A 19,598-nucleotide genomic window follows, 5' to 3' on the forward strand; every position below is an offset into this window, starting at 1 on the left:
GTGGCAGGAGTGCAGTCTAGGTTGTTTTCCAGATAGCTTCTATTGAAGATACATCTATGTATTCTATTCCTGCAGCCGTGCAAACACCGTCCATGGTAATATCGTTCCCAATCATCACGCAGTTCTTTGCCTCGAGGTTATTTATCTCAAGAATCTCACGATAGTATCTAACATCGGGTTTCACATAATGAGAGTTTTCCATTGTAGTTACATAATCGATGAATCCGCTTTCTAATCCTACCCACTGTAATCTTTTGTTAATAGCCTTCTCGGGGAATATCGGATTTGTGGCGATAATAATCTCGCTTCCTGCCCTTTTCAGGTTTTTAAGTGACTTAACAACCCTTTCGCGCGGTACAATCAGTTCCCGAAGCCTGTTGTACTCACTGTCATAAAAGCCGTTGAAGAACAGTTCATACCATTTCCTGTCACACTGCCCCATAGAATCGGTAAAATTCTCCATGAAATGATCGTAGTTATTTATGAGTCCGTCTCTTTCACCGAAAAGACTCTTCAGCGATGTGTGCAGGGATGCCATAAATCTTTCGAAATCGACTCTACCCTCAGCAAAGTCTGCTATTAGCTGAAAATAACGTCTGGCAAAATCCTCGTCAGAAACAGAACTTAGCGTCCCATCAAGATCAAACAGATATGTTGTTAACCTTTTCAAATCTCCACTCCTATCGCAAGTCCCTTTTTCGCAAATGCCTGTAAGAAATCACAATTTCCGGCAGTCCCTATAGAAACATTTCACATTTCAAGATTATCATGATCGGACATATACTGCCAGACCTTCCACCTTGACAGTGAAGATCTCTTCACTTTCAGTTCAGACATTGACCCGGCAAGACCAGCAAGAATAGAGGATAATGAACAGAGCTCTTCGCTGAGCAAGCAGAAGTGAGTGACACAGTCAAGAGACGGGTAACTTCATGCTCTCAGATAATGGCATCATCACTCTTTCTGAGCAATATAGGAGAAGAGTCCCTTCAACATAAGACTCAAGTACACGTAACAAATGTTACCGAGTAAAGCTGTCACTTTTGGTAGAGTATTAATGAACAAACGGGAGGTGTCGATATGGGAAGGAAGATTACAGATGGTGTAACTTGGGTCGGCAAGATCGATTGGGAACTTAAGAAGTTTCACGGAGAAGATTATTCGACTCACAGAGGGTCAAGTTACAACTCTTACCTAATAAGGGACGAGAAGACAGCCCTGATAGATACAGTATGGGCACCCTTTGCAGAGGAATTTGTGGAGAACCTGAAGAAGGAGATTGATCTGTCCGAGATTGACTATGTCATTGCGAACCATGGGGAGATTGATCACAGCGGCGGTCTCGTTGCACTAATGAGAGAGATTCCAGACACGCCAATCTACTGCACGGCTAATGCGGTGAAGTCTCTTAAAGGGCAGTTCCATAAGGACTGGAATTTCGTGACAGTGAAGACGGGCGACACTCTCACTCTCGGCAAGAAGACCTTAACCTTTGTGGAAGCGCCTATGCTTCACTGGCCAGATTCAATGTTTGAGTACCTGGATGGTGACGCGATTCTTTTCAGCAACGACGCATTTGGACAGCACTACGCCACAGAGCTTCTGTACAACGATCTTGTGGATCAAGCCGAGCTGTATCAAGAGGCAGTGAAGTATTATGCCAACATTTTAACTCCTTTCAGCAAGCTCGTAATAAGAAAGATAGAAGAAGTTCTTTCCTTCAATTTACCGGTGAACATGATATGCCCTAGCCATGGGATTATCTGGAGAGAAGATCCGACACAGATAGTCAAAAAGTATCTGCAGTGGGCAAACGACTACCAGGAAGATCAGGTGACTATCGTTTACGATACTATGTGGGAAGGCACGAAGATGATGGCTGAAGCCATTGCCGATGGTATAGGCAGAGTAAGCAAAAACACGGCTTTGAAACTCTACAACGCTGGAAAAACAGACAAAAACGACATTGTAACAGAGATATTCAAGTCGAAGGCTGTTCTCTTTGGCTCTCCGACAGTCAATAAGGGAATCCTCGCACCTCTTTCCGGCATGCTTCATGAAGTGAAGGGGCTGGCTTTTAAGAACAAGAAGGCAGCGGTGTTCGGCACTTATGGATGGAGTGGAGAATCAGTAGAAGTCCTGGGAAAGATGGTTGAAGAAGCCGGATTTGAAGTAGTCCAGGCTGGCCTGAAGAAAATGTGGTCCCCCGACGACGCAAACTTGACCGACTGCAGAGAGTTCGGTTCTGAATTTGCTTCTATGCTCTGATATGCCCCTAAGCTTTGAGTAGTGTTCTCAATTTGTGAAATGTTTCGTCTTCCAGGAGGTAGTAAGATTTTTTCAGTGCCGCCTCCTGGTATGCTTCTAGAAATGCGACTGTGCCGCCAACTGTCTCCACAAGTCTTTTCTTGCCTACCTCTTTCTTTGTTTCCATGGCCATTTTCATCCCCACCGGAACCAAACTACCGATACCGAACCAACTTCTCTCCATAATCATTCTAGCTTCATCGTCGGAAATACTCTTCTGCACAAGACTAAGGAAGACTTCCTGAAGCAACTCGAGATGTTTCTCAAAACCTTCCATGACTTTCGATCTCGACAGTGCAACACGTCTCATCGCAGGTATCTTAGATGAATCACTAACAAAGTTCGCTATTCCTTCGCACTCCACACTCACATATCTCTACACGAGCTGATCAAGAGGAGTCTCGTCAAACACAATCCTTTCGTCAGTGATAGAGTTTCTTCCGATGTGTTTCGTGAGCCAGAACTTACTCAATCGCATCGAAACCTATATCCAGGGCAAAAACAGGATCGAACTAGACTCCCCTATGATCGGCATTCGCATTGTAAGGCATCGGAATGAGATAGACGTTAAAACCCTCAAAGGACGCTTGATCCGGAAGGTACATCTTCGCCTTTGAGATGGCTGAAGATCTTATCTTTGATTCGTTTTTCACAATTAGATCCAGAAAGACCCTCAACTCGGGCCTTCTCTCCCTGATCTTGTCCAACTATGAGCTCTGTGCAATCCTTCGAAAGACCCGAAAGATCCTCCCTCCGGGAAATGGCAGCAAGCAAGCATTCCTTTGCCTCCGAAGCGTGCACACGAAACTGTGTAAACATCTTCGAAAGAGGTGAATCGAGAACCTTACTCGCTTTCTCCTCGCAAGAACCTCTACCGGAATCTACCAGATCAATAAGAGCGAAGATCTCCTCTGCATGAAGCCAGCTCACTTGAATCCCTCGTGAAGTCGTCAATAGGCAAGAGATACTATACCATCAATCTTGGCGAGGCATAGAAGCTGACGGGTCAGTCCCACACCTCTGTATACCTGAAACAATGCACTAAGTGATCGTTCACCAACCCGGTTGCCTGCATAAGAGCATAGACGATTGTCGGCCCAACGAAAGTAAATCCGCGCTGTTTGAGTGAGCGAGATATCTCAGCGGACTTTTCGGTGAGAGGCGGAATCTCAGAAAGACTTTCCCATTTGTTGACTATAGGTCTATTTCCGACAAAACCCCAGATGTAAGTATCGAAAGCGCCAAATTCAGCTTCAATCTCTAAAAATCTCTTTGCGTTGTTTATTGCCGATTCAATCTTTCTCCTGTTCCTGATTATACCCGCGTTCTTGAACAACTCTTCGACTTCGCCACTTCCAAAATCAGCCACCACCCGAGGAACGAATCCAGCAAAGGCTTCTCTATAGCTCTCTCGCTTTTTGAGCACAGTGTGCCAATTAAGGCCAGCCTGGGCCCCTTCAAGAATTAAGAACTCAAACCACTTCTTGTCGTCATGAACTGGAACTCCCCATTCTCTATCATGATATTCAATATACAATTCGTCTACTTCCGACCATGGACAGCGTTCAATTTCCGAAATAGTAATCACTCCGTCACCCAAATACTTTTTCCAAATGACTCGGCTGGGGCATCTGTTGAAGATTCACGCCAAGAAGAGAAGAGATCATTTTCATGTGATCATCTAGTTTTTGAAAGAACAGGTTCATCTATCTATACATATTCACCTTCTGAATCGAATATCTCCCCGACAACCGCTTTGGCCTGTTCGTAGGATTTCGTTCTAGGATCTCTCAACAGTATTTCGATTATGAGTTCGGGATTTCTTTCGTTGAATGCCTCAAGTGCCCACTCCATTCTCAGTATTCTTGGTTTCAGATACCATTGAACAACTCTCTCAGGCAAGGCAGGTTCAATCTCTTCTATATGGATTCCATCACTATCGACGATTGCCGGAACTTCAACGGCAACATCGTCATCAATCCCTTTAATCGCACCCTGATTAAGAGTGTTGACAATGAATCTCGCAGAGTTTCCGTTGACAATCGCATCGATAAAAGGTATATGCTGCTCACCGCTCATTGAGTTTCTATCATATAGTTGGGCAGCTTCTCTTGCGAAATCCCCCGAAAGACCTTTCGATCCCTCGATTATTAGCTTCTCCAGACTCGCTCCGGGGAACTGTTCGATAGCTTTCGAAAGAGCTAGGGTTGCGTTCGTGACTTCACCCAGCTGCTCCTTGTACCACTTCCATCCCAGTTCTGAGTCGGGACTTCCCCACGGACTTCCATACCACTTCTCCAGAGTATCTTGATCATAATGGTACTTCCAGCCGCTGTTTCGAACCGTATCTCCAATAGGAACCAGACCATAGAATGAATACATGTCAATCGTCGCGGGAGACATCTGAATATTGAAAGGATTAGACGGCCTGAACTCACTCGCATCGAATTTCGAAGCGTATTTCTCGAATAATGGATACAAGTCCTCTCCTCTTCTTCTAAACCTATTGAGCCATATTCCGTGGTTGACACCGGCAACCTGCCAGTCTAATTCATCTTTGTGAACACCAAGGGTCTCTGCAACTTCCATAACATCGTAATGACCGTGACAGAATCCGATCATTCTGATCTTTGATTTTCTTCTTATGAGCGTGGTCCCTTCGAATACCGGGTTAGCCGCCTGAAGCATCCATGCTTCCGGCGCCAGTCTTTCCATTGTCTCGGCAATCTTCAAAAAGAACGAAAGCTGATTCCAATTTGTCAGTGTGTAGTAGTCTGAAACCATGTTGAATTCCTGTGTGTCTATCCCTCTATAGTAACCATGCTTCTCTCCGATGGCCCTGATTCTGTCCAGGAATCCGTGTCCACCTACTAGAGCCGTATTAATCACGAAGTCGCTTCCCGCGACCGCTTCTTCTAGCTCCGTTGTCTTCGAAAACTTGAGATCAGTTTTCATCTCTTCAGCTAATTTCGAGGCTAGAACATGCACCGCTTCAAGTCTTCCCTCATCAATGTCCATTAGAGTTACCTTGCTTTTGTGAAGTCCCTTTGTCTTGCAAATATCGCTCACTAGCCTAAGCGAAAACACTGCGCTTCCTGCACCTATTATGCAGATATTCACTGCAGACAAACCAATCCCTCCCAGTCGTCGTTTAGTAAATGATACCACTAATTTACTGCTGCTCAGAAACTCGAGACCATGTAGACAACTTATGGACAGTTAAACAAACAAATGCGTCGCTCAGTCAAATTGCTGTACATGTTCCAGAAAGACGTGTCTCATTCAGGACCTTTTGGAACCTTTTTCAAAGCAAATGCTTATTGCAATATTAACCGTAGTATAATATCTAGTGAGCTGTACTCGGTTTGAGGGACGAAGAAGACTATCAATCGGCTTTATGCCGAATAACAGGGGGTGTTTAGATGAAAAAGTGTTTGTTGGCAGTTCTTCTTTTGTCCGTAAGTCTGCTTTTTTCTTCGGGAAGTGTTGAGATCTTCAGCTGGTGGACCGGAGGAGGGGAAGAGGAAGGACTAGCTGCAATCTACGATGTCTTCAAAGCGAAGTATCCAGACGTAGAGATAATCAACGCAACGGTTGCCGGCGGAGCAGGAACGAATGCTAAGGCAGTCTTGAAGACCAGAATGCTCGGTGGTAATCCTCCCGATTCATTCCAGGTCCATGGGGGCATGGAGTTGATCGACACGTACGTTGTTACGGGAATGATGGAACCTCTTACCGCTATTCTAGAAAGCTGGGGAATTCTTGACAAGTTCCCTGAGGACATTATGACCATCTGTAGCTACGAAGGCGAGGTTTACTCGATTCCTGTTAACGTGCACAGAGGAAACGTGGTCTTCATAAACAATGAAATCCTCCGCAAGGTGGGAATCGACGAAGTGCCTACCGATGTACCCGGCTTCCTTGAAGTATGTGCAAAGATTAAGGAAGCAGGGTATATACCCCTATCGCTAGGAGACAAGGACAAGTGGGAAGCTGGGCATCTCTTTGAGACGATCTTGCTTTCAACTCTCGGACCTGATGGTTATAATGGTTTGTGGAACGGCGCGACAAGCTTCAGTGACCCGGGGGTTGAAAGAGCAATAGTCGTGTTTGAAGAATTGATCAAGTATGTGAATGAAGATCATGCCGCTCTCACCTGGCAGGACGCAACAAGAATGGTCTTTGAAGGAAAGGCAGCGTTCAATGTAATGGGAGACTGGGCAGAAGGTTACCTGAAGACGCTTGGCTGGACACCGGGAGTAGAGTTCAGCTGGATGGCAGTTCCAGGAACAGAGGGCTCCTTCATGGTTGTTACGGATACTTTTGGACTGCCTATGAACGCACCAAACAGAGAGAATGCTCTCAAGTGGTTGGAAATTGTCGCTTCGGTAGAAGGGCAGGATGCCTTCAACCCGATAAAGGGTTCGATTCCGGCAAGACTCGATGCAGACAAGTCTCTCTATGATCCCTATCTCATCTGGTCGATGGAGGATTTCTCGACCAACGCTCTATGTCCCTCTATTGCCCATGGATCAGCCGCTCCGGAAGGGTTCGTTACGGAGTTGAACGATGCAGTGAACATCTTCATAACCACAAAGGACAGAGCGGCCTTGATGAGAGCAATAAGAAATGCCGCTGAAGACTATATTGATTAATCCTTGTTAGTAGGGGCCTGCAAGTAGCAGGCCCCTTATTTGGGGGTGTTCTAAATCAAGAGGAAGACAAGACGTGGAATTATCTCCTTCCTGATTCTTTCACCAACATTCGCAGCAATAGGAATCTTCGTCTATTTTTTCATCGGTCAGACGATCAGAACGTCTGTTTCCAACTGGAATAGTTTCGCGAGACTCCTTAAAGGCGAATTTGAATTTGTCGGATTAAGAAATTACTTGAGACTCTTCGAAGATCCGAGATTCCAGACGGATCTATGGAACACCCTGTATTTCACTCTATTCTTCATACTGGGATGCTTGATTCTAGGGATAATTCTTGCTGCACTCATCGATCGAAACCTCAAGGCATCCAGTATATTCAGAAACATATATCTCTTCCCGATGGCGCTATCGTTTGTAGTAACCGGTGCCGTCTGGAGATGGATATTCGCTCCTGGAATACTTCCAAATAGCCCTCAGGGCATGAACCTTCTTCTCGATATTGTTGGGCTCGATCTCTTGCAGTGGAAGTGGTTCACAAGTACGGAGAGCTTCCTGAACTTCAATGTTGCGCTTATTCCTGTAATAGTTGCCGCTGTCTGGCAAATGTCAGGATATACTATGGCAATGTACCTTGCAGGGTTGCGCGGAATATCGCAAGATCTGATCGAGGCAGCTGAAGTGGATGGAGCGACGGGCTGGCAGATCTTCTGGAGAATCAAATTTCCTATTCTCAGGCCGATCACTTTGAGTGCGATGATCATTCTCGGTCACATATCGTTGAAGATATTTGATCTGGTCTATGCGATGACCGGAAGCGGGCCAAACAACGTTACCGATATGCCTGCGCTGTATATGTTTGAAACGACTTTCAGAGCAAACAAATACGCAACTGGATCGGCAATAGCTATCATTATGCTCTTGTTGGTCGCCGTTGTAATTATCCCATATCTTGCCTCGGCTTTCAGAAAGGAGAAGAGGGTATGATCAAGAAAATCGTCACTTACATTCTTCTGGTTGTATTTGCATTGTTCTTTCTGATGCCAATCTATGTCCTTCTGGCGACAAGTCTCAAACCTCTCAGAGAAGTCGGCCTGGAGAAAATGTGGTTCCTGCCTAAGGAACCCTCTCTTGATGGCTTCGCAAAGGCTTTCAACCGTCTCGCTCCTAACCTGAGGAATTCATTCATTTTGGTGATTCCTGCAACGCTCTTATCAGCCATAATTGGCTCTATTAACGGTTACGTTTTATCGAAACTGAAATTCAGAGGTTCCGATTTGCTTTTCGCTCTAGTTCTCTTCGGGATGTTCATTCCTTATCAGAGTGTCCTTTTCCCTCTTATTCGTTTCCTGCAAGACATAGGTCTTTACGGCTCACTTTGGGGATTGATTTTGGTCCATGTAGTTTATGGATTGCCGATAACAACTTTGATCTTCCGCAATTACTACAGTGAAGTACCTACGGAGCTAATTGAAGCGGCTGGAATAGATGGCGCCGGTATATTCAGGACCTACCTGAAAGTTCTCTTTCCAATTTCTCTACCCGGCTTCGTAGTAGTTGTGATCTGGCAGTTCACTAATATCTGGAACGAGTTTCTCTTCGCGGTAACTGTAACGAGTGATCCCACAAAGCAGCCAATTACAGTCGCTTTGGTCAATCTTGCCGGGAGTCAGGTTGTTGAATGGAATGTTCAGATGGCTGGAGCACTGCTGGCTGCTCTACCAACGCTGGTTGTCTATGTACTGCTTGGTAAATACTTCCTGAGAGGACTTCTTGCGGGCTCTGTCAAAGGCTAGAGAACTCTAGGCGATCCTTCTCAGTTAACACTCAGAGCTCTGTCGAGAAGATGCTGTCTATTCTGTGCCGAAATCTCGGCAAGCTCATCTTCAAACTTCATAGCTCTCCCTTCTTTTGAAGCTTTCAGGTAAAGGTGAAGCTGTCTTCCAACAACATTGCTCATCGTGAAGCCTGCTTTGTCTTCCATGGTCTTACGGAAGCTTTCTGCAACTTCCTCTCCAAATTCGTCCAGCAGATAGGCATATGTCATCCCGAAGATAAGAAACTCGGCGAACATATCCTCCCGGGAAGGATACTTCTCTCCGTAAGACTCGAGAATTCCAAGCGCGAAAGGTGAGTGCTCGAGTCTTTTGACGAGTTCGGCGTTCCGCGAGAGAAAGAGATCTGCACGCGGGTGACAGAACTCGTAAAAAGCAACGATTCTAGACCAGACGAAGTTCTCAAGATAACTGAAGAATTCTTCATCGGGCGCCGTGACCCCTGGCTCATAGGGCCACTTCTCGGTCGCTCTGCCTGGATATCTTGCAATACTGTAGAGCCCGTCAGATCCAGATGCACCAAGAGAAACAAGTTCAGGGAAAAGCGGATTTGGAGCAAAACAAGTTCTTTGTAACTATTCCAAAAAACCGCCACTAACTCTCTCAATACTATTACCGACCAAAGCTTCGATAGCGTCTTTCTCAACTTCATTCCATAGCGGCTTCTGGCTTTCCTGGAGTTTCTCCAGAGTTCCGGACTCGAGAACCCCCCTAATCTCCCTGTTCAAACCGCTCCTATGCAAACCCGGTTCGCATCTTTCGAGAAATGGCGGAAATTCAATTGGCTCGAGACCAGGCCATGAATGGCTAAGAATGTAAGTGAAGAAGAAATAGGACGGTGTTCCATCTCTCAATAAACTTTAAAGCTCATGAAAGCGGACCTTATTGCCTAGAATGAAGCTCTCTGTATCCAAACAGAGAGGGTGGTGTCTGTGGGGCTTCTGATTTGCACTTTGATTCAGCTCTGATGTCATAAGGGCTATTGCCATCACTTGGATCCGCTTGTCACTTTCGACCTTCATCTTCCATCTCATCTTCAGAGTGTGTCTTTATGAAAGAGGAAGAATCTTGATACAGACTCCAATCATCGAATCATACCAAAGATTGCAATCAAAGCAGAACTGACTCTTTGCGTAGATTTCATTATTGCATTGAGTCCCGACAATTGAAGCCATCAGAAACCGTCCTGGTAATTGTAGGATACCCCGGGCTCTAGATCCGAAACTGACGCAATCAGAGTTTGTAACAGCCATTCAGCTCTACACTCAGCTCAACACCATCTCTTCTCGAATTGAAAAAAACTATCCAAGATCGCCGAGTACACGATCACCAGATACAGTCCAAAATGACTTATGGAGATCAGATTTGAAGAGTTGAACCATCGGCGTAATAGAGAAATACATCCTTTGTTCTCTCGAAAGGTTTGAATCCATTCAGTAGAAAGGGTTCTAGATCAAAATCCTCGCTGGCCATGGTATGCATACGGCCGAAACCTCTCGCCCTAGCGTAACAAACAAGCTCCTTCACGAAAACCTCAATACTCTCCCTGTCCTCCATTTCAATGAAATTGATGTCAAGACAATCACTGAACTTGGAGTTTATCGACAAAACCGCCCAGTTAGCGCCATCTGAAAGTTGCACAGGATGTATCAGGAAACTGGTCTTTTTTGGAACTTCTTTTGGAATAAATGACCAGTCTTCGCTGATGTGATCATCGATTTCCGGAATCTCGTCGCTTTCCAGAAGATTGATGGAAAAGGGAGTCAATTCGTCAATCTCCTTCTCCAGATTTGTGAAGACAGCTATTCGTTCGAAGCCAAAAGCTTCGTTCATCTTGATCGAAGCCGTGTTGTCAAAGTAAGTTGCAAAATACAGCCTTTCAAGCCCCAGATCTCTGGTCAACTGCAACATCTCTTTGCCCAACTCTTTCCCGTATCCCCTTCCCTGAAAGGCGGGGTCTATTCTCATTCCTTCCATCCAGCCCACTTTGTCGGAGAATAGCCTTAGATTATCTATTCCAATTAATCCTCCTTCACTCCAAAAACCCATGAAATAGCAAGAGGGGTCGTCTACCCACTTGTCAAAAACCAAGGGGATATAGTCATCTCCTTCCCAGATCGTCTTTACGATCTCCTCCACTCTGCTCCGATCGCTCTTTTCCAGAAGCTTTATCATAAGTACACCTTTCTCACATAGGGAGATGTCATAACTCTTAACAGAGCTCCGTAAGACATTCTGAAGGGAATCGAGTCACCAACAGCAAAGGACTTCTCGGAATCGGTTACATCCACTATCAGATGGTCGCTCGAAGCATGAATTATTTCACATCCACTTACCAAAGGTGTCAATCCGGAGGGAACCACATCTTGTTCACCAAGATCAAGTATTGCCTTCATTCTCTTCCCTTTATCTACGAACCTTGGAATCCGACCAAAGGCATCATGACCGATATCGCCAATTGGTATGGAGGGCTTCTCTGCAAGTTCAATAATCTCTCCTACGAGAGTGAATGTGTTCTGTAGGGTTCCCGGAACTCTTCGGTTGTTAGTGACATCTGTTCCACACATGATAGATTCACCCAATCTGAAGTGATTTATGCCTCTGGGAAGCGTTCCATCTTCGAGAAGAGGAAGCGAAGCGGTGTTTCCTGCTGAGTATCTCCTCATGGAGTATCCGGTTGCCTTTCTAAGCGACTCTCCCAGGTCTAAAAGTATCTCGAATTTGGCGGGAGAGGCTATCACTCCGCCGAAACACCCGAGGTTTGTCCCAATTCCATCGAGATTCGTTCCGACAATCTCGAATGCCTTCATAAGAATTGCCTCAGCCTCGTAATACATGACTCCCTCTCTGAGGTCTCCGGTATCGATCATATATATGAATTTCAAATCTTTGCCGCTTTCAGTCGATACTTCATTGAGTCTGACCAAAGTCTCCAAATTCCCTATCAGAACCGTGTCTACTAGCTCCACTACTTCCCTGAATCTAGCCTGTTCAGGAAGTCTGAGCAGGAGGTAATCGGCCTTCATTCCAGAGCCTTTAATCCTCGATATGTTCTCCAGCCTTGACTCGCCAATTTCAGAAATGCCGTTCTTCAACAGTACATCTACTATGCTGGGATCGCCGCACACGACCTTAGTCACTCCGGCAATTTCTACCCCATTGTTCTTAGCCAGTTCCCTAATCCTTCTTACATTCTCTGCGATACTGTCCCTCTTCACTTCAACAAAAGCCATTCAAATCACCTCTAGTAAATTATATATTATGCTCCTCTTCCGTTCGCTGCCATCTCCTTATCTAACTAACTTGTTGTCGTATAATATCTACATCATGTATCAAAATAAGGGAAACTATTTGATTCTACTTTTTTTGAAGGAGCCGGAAGAGATTTCTTCTCGTGGAAAGGCCTGGTCTCTGGAAATGGGATACTATCTTTACGTTGGATCGGCAATGAAATCTCTTTCAGAACGAGTTAAGAGGCACCTCGTTGAGCGAAAGAAACGGCACTGGCACATCGATTTCCTGAGAGAAAAGGCAGAAGTTGTTGCAGTGTTGCTACTTCCATCTGAGCACCGTAGAGAAGAACAGCTTTCCCGGTTCGTCTCGAATTACGGCAAACAAGTTCCCGGCTTCGGAGCCACAGACTGTAAGATCGATTCAAATCTTTATAAGCTGGAATCAGAAGGCGTAGAAAGAGTATTCTCTTCTATCGTCCTAATATGGAGGGATAACTGTGATAGCATTTTTGAGTGACTGGGGACTAAGCAGCTATTATGTTGGTGTAGCTAAAGCCGCGATTAAAGAAGTAAATAGAAAGGCCGAGATAATAGATATATGCCATGATATCAAACCTTTCAGCATTAAACACGGAGCATACGTCGTGCAAAGAGTAATACGGGATCTTCCCAAGGATGCAGTCTTCCTCGCAGTTGTCGATCCCGGCGTGGGAACTTCGAGAAAGCCAATAATGATGATTCTTAAGGATGGAAGGCGGCTTGTTGGCCCCGACAACGGTTTGTTCACATTTGTTGGGGAAGAGTATGGTATTCACGAGATTCGTGAATTGGAAAACAGAGAATACCACAGAGGCAGTTCTAGAAGCTTCCACGGTAGAGATATCTTCGCTCCAGTGGCAGCCTATGTGGATGCGGGAGTCGAGCCAGAAAAGCTTGGTTCAAGACTTATGAACTTCGAGTACTTGAAATACAAGAAGCCTGTCAGAGATGGAAATACGATTATGGGAGAGACCGCCTTCTATGATCACTTTGGGAATCTCGAGACCAATATTCCAGCATCTCTTGGAAAGGATCTGGAAGAAGGCGATACTCTTGAGATAGTTAAAGGGAGAAGACCCTTCAAGCTGACCTTTGGAAACACTTACTACGATGTCAACCCGGGAAACCTGATGGCTCACTTCGATTCAGCCGGTTTTTTGGAGATAACTGTGAACAAGGGAAGCGCACAGCATTTCCTTTCTATTGAAGAAGGAGAACCCATAACGCTTGTCAAAGTCTGATAGAGGTCTGTTCAAACCAGGCTATCACTACATCGTAGGCGGAGTAGTGCTGGGCGCAGGATTCCTGTTCTCCCTCTTATACGGTTTCAGTCTCGAGAGAGTTTTTCTAGTAGTTGTTTTGGCGGCCACATCGACCGTTACCGTTTATTTCACACTAGTTAGGCAACTCGAGAGGCTAATAAGACTTGTCCGTACAGGTGAGAAAAAGACTATTGGAGAGCTTGATGGTCAGTTCAACGAGATATATGGTTTCTACAGGAATCTCTCTCTCCAGGTGGAAGAAGAGAGAAACTACTATGAGAAACTATACATGGATTACTCGGAACTCCTTAATACTCTCGATATTGCCGTTGTTTCGGTTGACGAGAAAGGGAATTTCGACCTAGTAAACGAGGCATTCATCAAGAGTTTTTCCTATGGAAGCCAGGGTGCCAGGTATCTGCGAATTGACAGATTCACAAGAAGAACAGGCCTAATCTTTCCTCTTCAAGAAGGGCAGTACGAAGTTTACAGTAAGAAACTCGGAAAACGCTACCAAGTTTCAGTAGCACATAAGAAAAAGAGCGGCTTCTTGCTTACTCTTACCGACAAGACCAGTCAGTGGAAGACAAAACAGCTTCTTGAAAAGACAAGAAGATACGCAGTAGACGCTCAGACAGTCGCCGACCTTGCACATGGACTCAAGCAACCTCTCGCAAATGTTAGACTGGCACTTGATCTGTTCAAGAGAACAAATAAAGCTGAATATATTGAGACTCTGTCGAGAGAGCTAAATTCTTTTCAAAGCAGGGTTGGGGGTATTCTACAGATCTTCAGATATGGAGAAGAGTTTGAAAGAGTCGATCTGTCAGAGCAGGTGAGCAAAATCGCCAGCTTTATGTCATCAATCTTCTCCGAAAAAAAGATTCAGCTTAGTTTAGTCTCTCTTGATAAGGGAACTGTGTTGATACAAAAGGGTAGACTCGAGAATGTGATAAAAAACCTCTTCATGAATGCTGTTGAAGCAACTACTCATGGAAAAGGTCTGATCCTCGTAAAAGTAAGGGCATCAAGAGAACTTCTGACGCTGATTCTAGCCGACAACGGAAAGGGAATAGACTTAGAGGCTCAGCAAAAGATATTCAAACCTTTCTTCTCAACTAAGTCAGAGGGATCGGGGCTCGGACTGTACCTCGTCCACAGTTTCTGCGAAGAGAACGATGTAAGATTGAAAATGAGGAGCGCACCCGGAAGGGGAACAGTATTTGCTTTGACCTTCAGGAGGCAAGTAAATGAAGAGCAGAATTCTATTGGTTGACGATGATCTCGCTTTCAACGGACTGCTGGGTGCAGCATTGGAAGAAGAGGGATACGAAGTTGTACAGGTATATAACCTGGCGCAGGCAAAAAAGCAGATATCCGAAGAAATCTTCGACTGTCTGATTCTTGACGTGAGACTGCCCGACGGTTCGGGACTTGAAATTCTTCCTGAGGCCTCGGCGAATGCACCTGTAATAGTAGTATCAGCACACGGAGACATCAACACTGCAATTGAAGCCGTAAGAAATGGCGCCTTCAATTTCCTTGAGAAACCCTTCGACTTGACTCACGCACTCCTTGAAGTGAAGCGAGCAATAGAGTTCTCGGAGGTTTCTCGGGAGAGAGATAACCTTGCAGAAATGGTAGTTGCGGAACCACCCGTAGAGATACTTGGAAATAGCAAAAGCGTTATTCGCATGAAGGAAACGATTGAAATGATTGCTCCGAAGAAGGTGACAGTCCTCCTTGAAGGCGAAAGCGGTACCGGAAAGGAAGTCGTTGCAAGAACCATTCATCAAAAAAGCGGAAGAAAGAAGTTCGTTCCGATAAACTGCGGTGCTATTCCTGAGAATCTATTCGAAAGCGAACTCTTCGGTTATGAGAAAGGAGCCTTCACCGGAGCAATGAACTCAAAACCCGGCTTGATCGAGGAGTCTCATCGCGGAACACTCTTTCTGGACGAGATATCGGAGATGCCGCTTCCTATGCAAGTGAAGCTCTTGAGAGTGCTTGAGACATCTAGCAGCCAGAGACTGGGAGGTACCAATTCTCGCAAGCTTGATTTGAGAGTAATAGCGGCAACGAACAGAGACCTGGAGATCGCCGTGGCTGAAGGTGTCTTCAGAAGTGACCTCTTCTACAGACTGAACGTCGTGAGATTGAAGATTGACCCCTTAAGGGAGAGGAGAGAAGATATCCCACTTCTGATTAGTCACTTTTTGCCTACGCTTTGTGACGAGCTTGGCATGAAGAGGATCTCAAAAGTACCCGAAGAGTTTACCGAAAGCATGAAGGACTACGATTGGCCAGGGAATGTGCGTGAACTACGTAACAGGCTGTTGTCAATCCTTGCGGTGAACGGTACCTTGAAAAGCCTCTCCCGTTCGACAACTCCCGAACGTAAGCAAGTTCTCGAAGACGATTTTAGATTCGAAGAAGTATCTCTCGACGAGCTGGAGAGGCGCTACATATACTGGCTAATTGAGAGAAACGAAGGAAACAAAACAAGAGTTGCGAAGATTCTCGGGATAAGCAAGAGCACGCTTTACGAAAAACTTAAGAGGTGGAACATCTTTGAAAGTAATAACAACTCACCGTAATCCGGATTTCGATGCGTTCGCATCTGCGGTTGCAGCTCAGAAGCTCTATCCAGATCACATTATCGTCTTTGGAGGACAGCTTGTTCCTGCGTTGAAGAGCTTCCTTTCTTCGAAAAGTCTTCTGCTGTCTTTCTACTACATCAACGAGCTGAAGATCTCCGATCTCTCCTCTGTGGTTATTGTTGACACATCAGATATAAAGAGGATTCCCTCTTCTTTGCAAAGAGTAATCGGAAAGAACACAGAATTAAGGTTTTTCGATCATCACAGGACAAGTCTTTCGGGCAATCAGATCGGAGTTTTCAGAGAACTGGGGTCCTGCACTACTCTACTGTGCAACCAATTGCGGAAGAAGAAGAAGGAGATTTCCCGAAATGAGGCAACTCTATTTGCAACGGCCATCTACAGGGAAACGGGAAACTTCACCCATGCCTCGACCAAAGCACAGGACCTCAGAACGGCAGCGTGGCTTATAGATATCGGTGCCCAGCCGGACGACCTGGGAGTTTACTCTGGTTACAGGTTAAGTTCAGCCCAGCAGAGACTTGTTGAATCATTGATCCTGGGTTTGAAGAGCAAACTTGTCAGAGGCGTGGAAGTCAATATCGCAACTGCAAAGAGAGACTCTCTACCCGGCGGCTTCAGTCTCGTTGTGGAGAAGCTCTGGTCGTTTCTGGGGGTCGAGAATCTAGTGGTCTTGCTCGAGACCAAAAGCAGAGTCTATTTCACAATGAGATCACGATACATGAGTCTAGACACGGCAAAACTCGAGGGAGTTCTAAGGAACGGCGGCGGGTCTTACACTCTCGGCTACTTTGAAGCTTGCTCTGTTGAAGATGCCGAAGAAAAGATAATCAGGAACTTCGAAGACAACATTGATCGTCTTATAAAGGTCCGGGAGATAATGTCTTCTCCTGTAAGAACAGTACTAGCCGAGATGAAAGTGGAGGACGTCTTCAAGATAATGCACAGAACCGGTCATCACACACTTCCAGTGGTAGACCACGAAAAGATAGTGGGTGTCTCGAAGTACAGAAACGTTGAAAAAGCCGTTCGCCACGGACTTGCAACAAGAAGAATAATCGAAGTCATGGACCGCTTTTTCGTTACAGCCTCTGCTGATGATTCAGTTCAATCGGCGACTGACAAGATGGTAGAGAACGATACAACCGCAATACTGATTATCGACAACGGCATACTAATTGGAATCGTTACTAGAACTGATTTGCTGAAAAGCGCTTTTGGAAGAAAGAGGATAATCGACCCTGGAGGCAATGACAGTGATCAGAGTTATTCGAAGTTTCCTATCGAAGATCTCATTGAGGAACGTGTGGAAAAGCGAATAGTAACTATGTTGAGATTTCTTGGAGCGGTCGGGAGCGAATTGAATATGCCGACATATATCGTTGGGGGTTTTGTCAGAGATTTACTTCTTAACAAACAGAATCTTGACCTGGATGTTGTAGTTGAGGGAAACGCAAACGCTTTTGCCGAGACTTTCAAGAAATATTTCAACATCAAGATCGTAGAGCACAGAGAGTTCCTTGCAAGCTCGATGTTCTTCAACGACGGGCTGAGAATCGACGTAGCTACCGCTAGAACTGAGTATTATAAGAAGCCTGCAATGCTTCCGGAAGTGGAAATGAGCACGATCAAGAAAGATCTATATAGAAGGGACTTCTCAATAAACGCAATGGCAGTGAAACTTAACCAGGAAGAGTTTGGGATACTGATCGATTTTTTTGGTTCAAGAAGGGATCTTTCAAAAGGAGTGATAAGGGCGCTGCATCCACTTAGTTTTATTGAGGACCCAACCAGAATTCTCAGAGCAGTTAGGTTCGAACAACGCTTTGGATTCGAAATTGAAGTGAGGACTGCCGAACTACTGAAGCAGTGCGCTGCCGAAGGCTATCTTGATAGAGTGACAGGGCAACGGCTTAGGGATGAGTTGATTAAGACTCTCTATGAACCTCTTCCTTTGAAGGCTTTGAGAAGGCTTTCGGGGTTTGGCGTAACTGAGAAGCTCTTCCCACAGTCGAAATTTGATAGAGAAACCGATATAATGCTTTACAGGTACTTCTGCAGAAGAGACAGAAACGCTTCGATTATAGGAGAAGACAAAATATTCTACACTCTCTTGATGATTATGCTTAGAAATAGCGATAATGAGGCTGTTGAATGGTGTATCGAACGCTACGGACTTACGAGAAACTTTCTCGACAGGCTTACTGATGCAATAGACACTGCTGGTAGAATAGTAAATGAGAAGCCCAAAACGCCTTCTCAGTTTCATGTTTTGCTTAGAACAAGGAAACCGGAAACCCTGAACTTCATTGACAGCCATCTCGATAATGATTATGACCTCCTGTTTTTCTCTTATCTGAAGAGATTGAGCGAAACAAGATTGACAATCGACGGAAACGCGCTAATAGAGAAATACGGCATGAAAGAAGGACCGGAGATCAGGGAAGCGCTTGACAGACTGTTCTGTGCGAGACTGGACGGTCTTGCTGAAGAAGAGGAAGATGAATTTGTCAGGAAATACCTGAAAGGGAGGGGATCGAAATGAAAAGAGCGAAGTTGTTCTTGGTATTGGGTGTATTAGTAGTAGTTGCGTTCACAGTTTCTTCTTGTTTCCCAATTAAAGGAACCATCCTGCTTCTAGCGCAGAGAATCGGATGGGAACCCGGAAAGCCGGTCGTTATTGAAGCCAACGCACTATTATTCATGCCAGATCAATCGTCGAACTACCAGTGGTCAGTAGATGCCAAACCTCAAGGGAGTTTTAATTGGATACCGAGAAATGACCTGGTTAAAATAATCCCGAGCGACAGAAACTCGAAAGTTGTCGTTTACCTTCCTGTTTACGAAAACTTCGAAATCAAGATTACCGCAAAAATCTCTGGAACCAGTGCAAGTGGAGATCATGCGAACTACAGCTCAGAGATTACGAAACACGTAAGCGAAATACCCGATGTATTGGTTGAGGTCTTCGAGAAGAGTCTTGGGTTCAATACACCAGACTTGTGGTTTGAGGATTATTTGGATGGTGGTAGATCAAGTTCGGCAAGGACTCCTGTGTTTTTTAAACTCAGCAAGGCTCTGCACTCAACTGCTTACTACAACAGAATCGGTTGGGGAGTATACCCTAAAAATGAAAGCATTCTTCCGGCTGCACAAGTGGTGTTTCATGGCGATGCTGACTACGTTGTAAACAGCACCTCGACATCTGTTTCTACAACCATGGAGAACTGGTTTAAGCTTGTGGATATTGATCACAACCGATTCAAGATGCGAATCGAGCCGCAGAGTCTTGTAGGACTAGATTCAGGATGGAGAGCCAAAGACTGGATAGTATCACTGAACGTTTCTCAGGCTGTTCTGGATAGTCCAGACACACTAATATATCTTGTGAAAATCGATCGTTCAAGTTACAGAGCAACTCATATATATAATATTAAAAATGAATTCTCTCTTTCTGAAGCAAGCGGCGATTTTCGAGAAGAGGCAATTGTTCCCGCAGTAGCGTACCTTCATGAATCGAAATATGGAACACTTTGGAGTGAGGATAGTTATTTTGCAGTTGTAGTTATGAATTTTGACAGTGTAGAACCCCAGGTAATAAATGATCCATATGTAATCAAAGCTGCTGAGATGATCTGGTAGCAAAGGA

General features: G+C 45.1%; 19 protein-coding genes. 10 read left to right on the forward strand and 9 right to left on the reverse strand.

All coding sequences use genetic code 11. The features are described from left to right. Positions 1 to 16 precede the first annotated feature (16 nt). The gene (locus tag B3N33_RS02480) at positions 17 to 670 is read right to left on the reverse strand and encodes an HAD family hydrolase (protein WP_292592108.1); all 654 of its coding nucleotides are present in this window, start codon (positions 668 to 670) and stop codon (positions 17 to 19) included. Positions 671 to 1,080: 410 nt separating this feature from the next. Between B3N33_RS02480 and B3N33_RS02485 the strand changes: the two genes are divergently transcribed. Next, complete coding sequence (locus B3N33_RS02485; RefSeq protein ID WP_292588525.1) at positions 1,081 to 2,268, forward strand: anaerobic nitric oxide reductase flavorubredoxin; 1,188 nt, start codon at positions 1,081 to 1,083, stop codon at positions 2,266 to 2,268. A gap of 7 nt (positions 2,269 to 2,275) precedes the next feature. Here the strand turns inward: B3N33_RS02485 and B3N33_RS02490 are convergent, their stop codons facing one another. From B3N33_RS02490 to aglA, 4 genes are all read right to left on the reverse strand, one after another. Next, positions 2,276 to 2,671: a DUF5700 domain-containing putative Zn-dependent protease gene (locus B3N33_RS02490; protein ID WP_292588524.1), complete on the reverse strand. Its 396-nt coding sequence runs from the start codon at positions 2,669 to 2,671 to the stop codon at positions 2,276 to 2,278. Positions 2,672 to 2,819: 148 nt separating this feature from the next. Then, positions 2,820 to 2,960: a hypothetical protein gene (locus tag B3N33_RS02495; protein WP_292588540.1), complete on the reverse strand. Its 141-nt coding sequence runs from the start codon at positions 2,958 to 2,960 to the stop codon at positions 2,820 to 2,822. 353 nt (positions 2,961 to 3,313) lie between these two features. Then, a complete protein-coding gene (locus B3N33_RS02500) occupies positions 3,314 to 3,877 on the reverse strand; it encodes a DNA-3-methyladenine glycosylase I (protein ID WP_180977929.1) in 564 nt (187 codons plus the stop codon). A gap of 140 nt (positions 3,878 to 4,017) precedes the next feature. Beyond that, on the reverse strand, positions 4,018 to 5,436 hold the full coding sequence (gene aglA, locus B3N33_RS02505) for an alpha-glucosidase AglA (protein ID WP_214079343.1): 1,419 nt from the start codon (positions 5,434 to 5,436) through the stop codon (positions 4,018 to 4,020). Between the two features lie 293 nt (positions 5,437 to 5,729). On the opposite strand from aglA, the gene B3N33_RS02510 reads away from it, so the two are divergent. The 3 genes from B3N33_RS02510 to B3N33_RS02520 are packed head-to-tail and all read left to right on the forward strand — an operon-like array spanning position 5,730 to position 8,755. Beyond that, positions 5,730 to 6,962 carry an ABC transporter substrate-binding protein gene (locus tag B3N33_RS02510; RefSeq protein ID WP_214079342.1) on the forward strand — a complete coding sequence of 411 codons (1,233 nt, stop codon included), beginning with the start codon at positions 5,730 to 5,732 and terminating at the stop codon, positions 6,960 to 6,962. Between the two features lie 54 nt (positions 6,963 to 7,016). After that, on the forward strand, positions 7,017 to 7,946 hold the full coding sequence (locus tag B3N33_RS02515) for a sugar ABC transporter permease (RefSeq protein WP_349680353.1): 930 nt from the start codon (positions 7,017 to 7,019) through the stop codon (positions 7,944 to 7,946). Continuing rightward, positions 7,943 to 8,755 carry a carbohydrate ABC transporter permease gene (locus tag B3N33_RS02520; protein ID WP_099830523.1) on the forward strand — a complete coding sequence of 271 codons (813 nt, stop codon included), beginning with the start codon at positions 7,943 to 7,945 and terminating at the stop codon, positions 8,753 to 8,755. Before B3N33_RS02515 ends, B3N33_RS02520 begins: the two co-directional genes overlap by 4 nt. 20 nt (positions 8,756 to 8,775) lie before the next feature. On the opposite strand, the gene B3N33_RS02525 is transcribed toward B3N33_RS02520, so the two are convergent. The 4 genes from B3N33_RS02525 to B3N33_RS02540 form a co-directional block, all read right to left on the reverse strand. Next, positions 8,776 to 9,033, reverse strand: a complete 258-nt coding sequence (locus B3N33_RS02525) for a hypothetical protein (protein WP_292588516.1) — start codon at positions 9,031 to 9,033, stop codon at positions 8,776 to 8,778. Positions 9,034 to 9,369: 336 nt separating this feature from the next. Continuing rightward, the gene (locus B3N33_RS02530) at positions 9,370 to 9,537 is read right to left on the reverse strand and encodes a hypothetical protein (protein ID WP_214060240.1); all 168 of its coding nucleotides are present in this window, start codon (positions 9,535 to 9,537) and stop codon (positions 9,370 to 9,372) included. 616 nt (positions 9,538 to 10,153) lie between these two features. Further along, on the reverse strand, positions 10,154 to 10,969 hold the full coding sequence (locus B3N33_RS02535; RefSeq protein ID WP_292592111.1) for a GNAT family N-acetyltransferase: 816 nt from the start codon (positions 10,967 to 10,969) through the stop codon (positions 10,154 to 10,156). After that, positions 10,966 to 12,027 (reverse strand): alanine racemase, encoded by a 1,062-nt coding sequence (locus B3N33_RS02540; RefSeq protein ID WP_214079340.1) that lies wholly within the window; start codon positions 12,025 to 12,027, stop codon positions 10,966 to 10,968. The genes B3N33_RS02535 and B3N33_RS02540 overlap by 4 nt, the downstream gene beginning before the upstream one ends. Positions 12,028 to 12,145: 118 nt before the next feature. Here B3N33_RS02540 and B3N33_RS02545 point away from each other — a divergent pair, with 118 nt between their 5' ends. Genes B3N33_RS02545 through B3N33_RS02570 form a run of 6 tightly spaced genes read left to right on the forward strand, consistent with a single transcriptional unit; the run spans position 12,146 to position 19,591 of the window. Then, positions 12,146 to 12,544, forward strand: coding sequence for a GIY-YIG nuclease family protein (locus B3N33_RS02545; protein WP_292592113.1), 399 nt, complete (start codon positions 12,146 to 12,148; stop codon positions 12,542 to 12,544). After that, positions 12,525 to 13,307, forward strand: a complete 783-nt coding sequence (locus B3N33_RS02550; protein WP_099830689.1) for an SAM hydrolase/SAM-dependent halogenase family protein — start codon at positions 12,525 to 12,527, stop codon at positions 13,305 to 13,307. The genes B3N33_RS02545 and B3N33_RS02550 overlap by 20 nt, the downstream gene beginning before the upstream one ends. Then, complete coding sequence (locus tag B3N33_RS02555) at positions 13,294 to 14,604, forward strand: sensor histidine kinase (protein WP_214079338.1); 1,311 nt, start codon at positions 13,294 to 13,296, stop codon at positions 14,602 to 14,604. The genes B3N33_RS02550 and B3N33_RS02555 overlap by 14 nt, the downstream gene beginning before the upstream one ends. Further along, on the forward strand, positions 14,579 to 15,925 hold the full coding sequence (locus B3N33_RS02560) for a sigma-54-dependent transcriptional regulator (RefSeq protein WP_214079337.1): 1,347 nt from the start codon (positions 14,579 to 14,581) through the stop codon (positions 15,923 to 15,925). The genes B3N33_RS02555 and B3N33_RS02560 overlap by 26 nt, the downstream gene beginning before the upstream one ends. Continuing rightward, a complete protein-coding gene (locus tag B3N33_RS02565; RefSeq protein WP_214079336.1) occupies positions 15,900 to 18,494 on the forward strand; it encodes a CBS domain-containing protein in 2,595 nt (864 codons plus the stop codon). The genes B3N33_RS02560 and B3N33_RS02565 overlap by 26 nt, the downstream gene beginning before the upstream one ends. Next, positions 18,491 to 19,591 (forward strand): hypothetical protein, encoded by a 1,101-nt coding sequence (locus B3N33_RS02570; RefSeq protein ID WP_292592116.1) that lies wholly within the window; start codon positions 18,491 to 18,493, stop codon positions 19,589 to 19,591. The genes B3N33_RS02565 and B3N33_RS02570 overlap by 4 nt, the downstream gene beginning before the upstream one ends. The last annotated feature ends 7 nt before the right edge of the window (positions 19,592 to 19,598 follow it).

The sequence above is a fragment of the Mesotoga sp. UBA5825 genome (assembly GCF_002432955.1).
Classification (GTDB): domain Bacteria; phylum Thermotogota; class Thermotogae; order Petrotogales; family Kosmotogaceae; genus Mesotoga.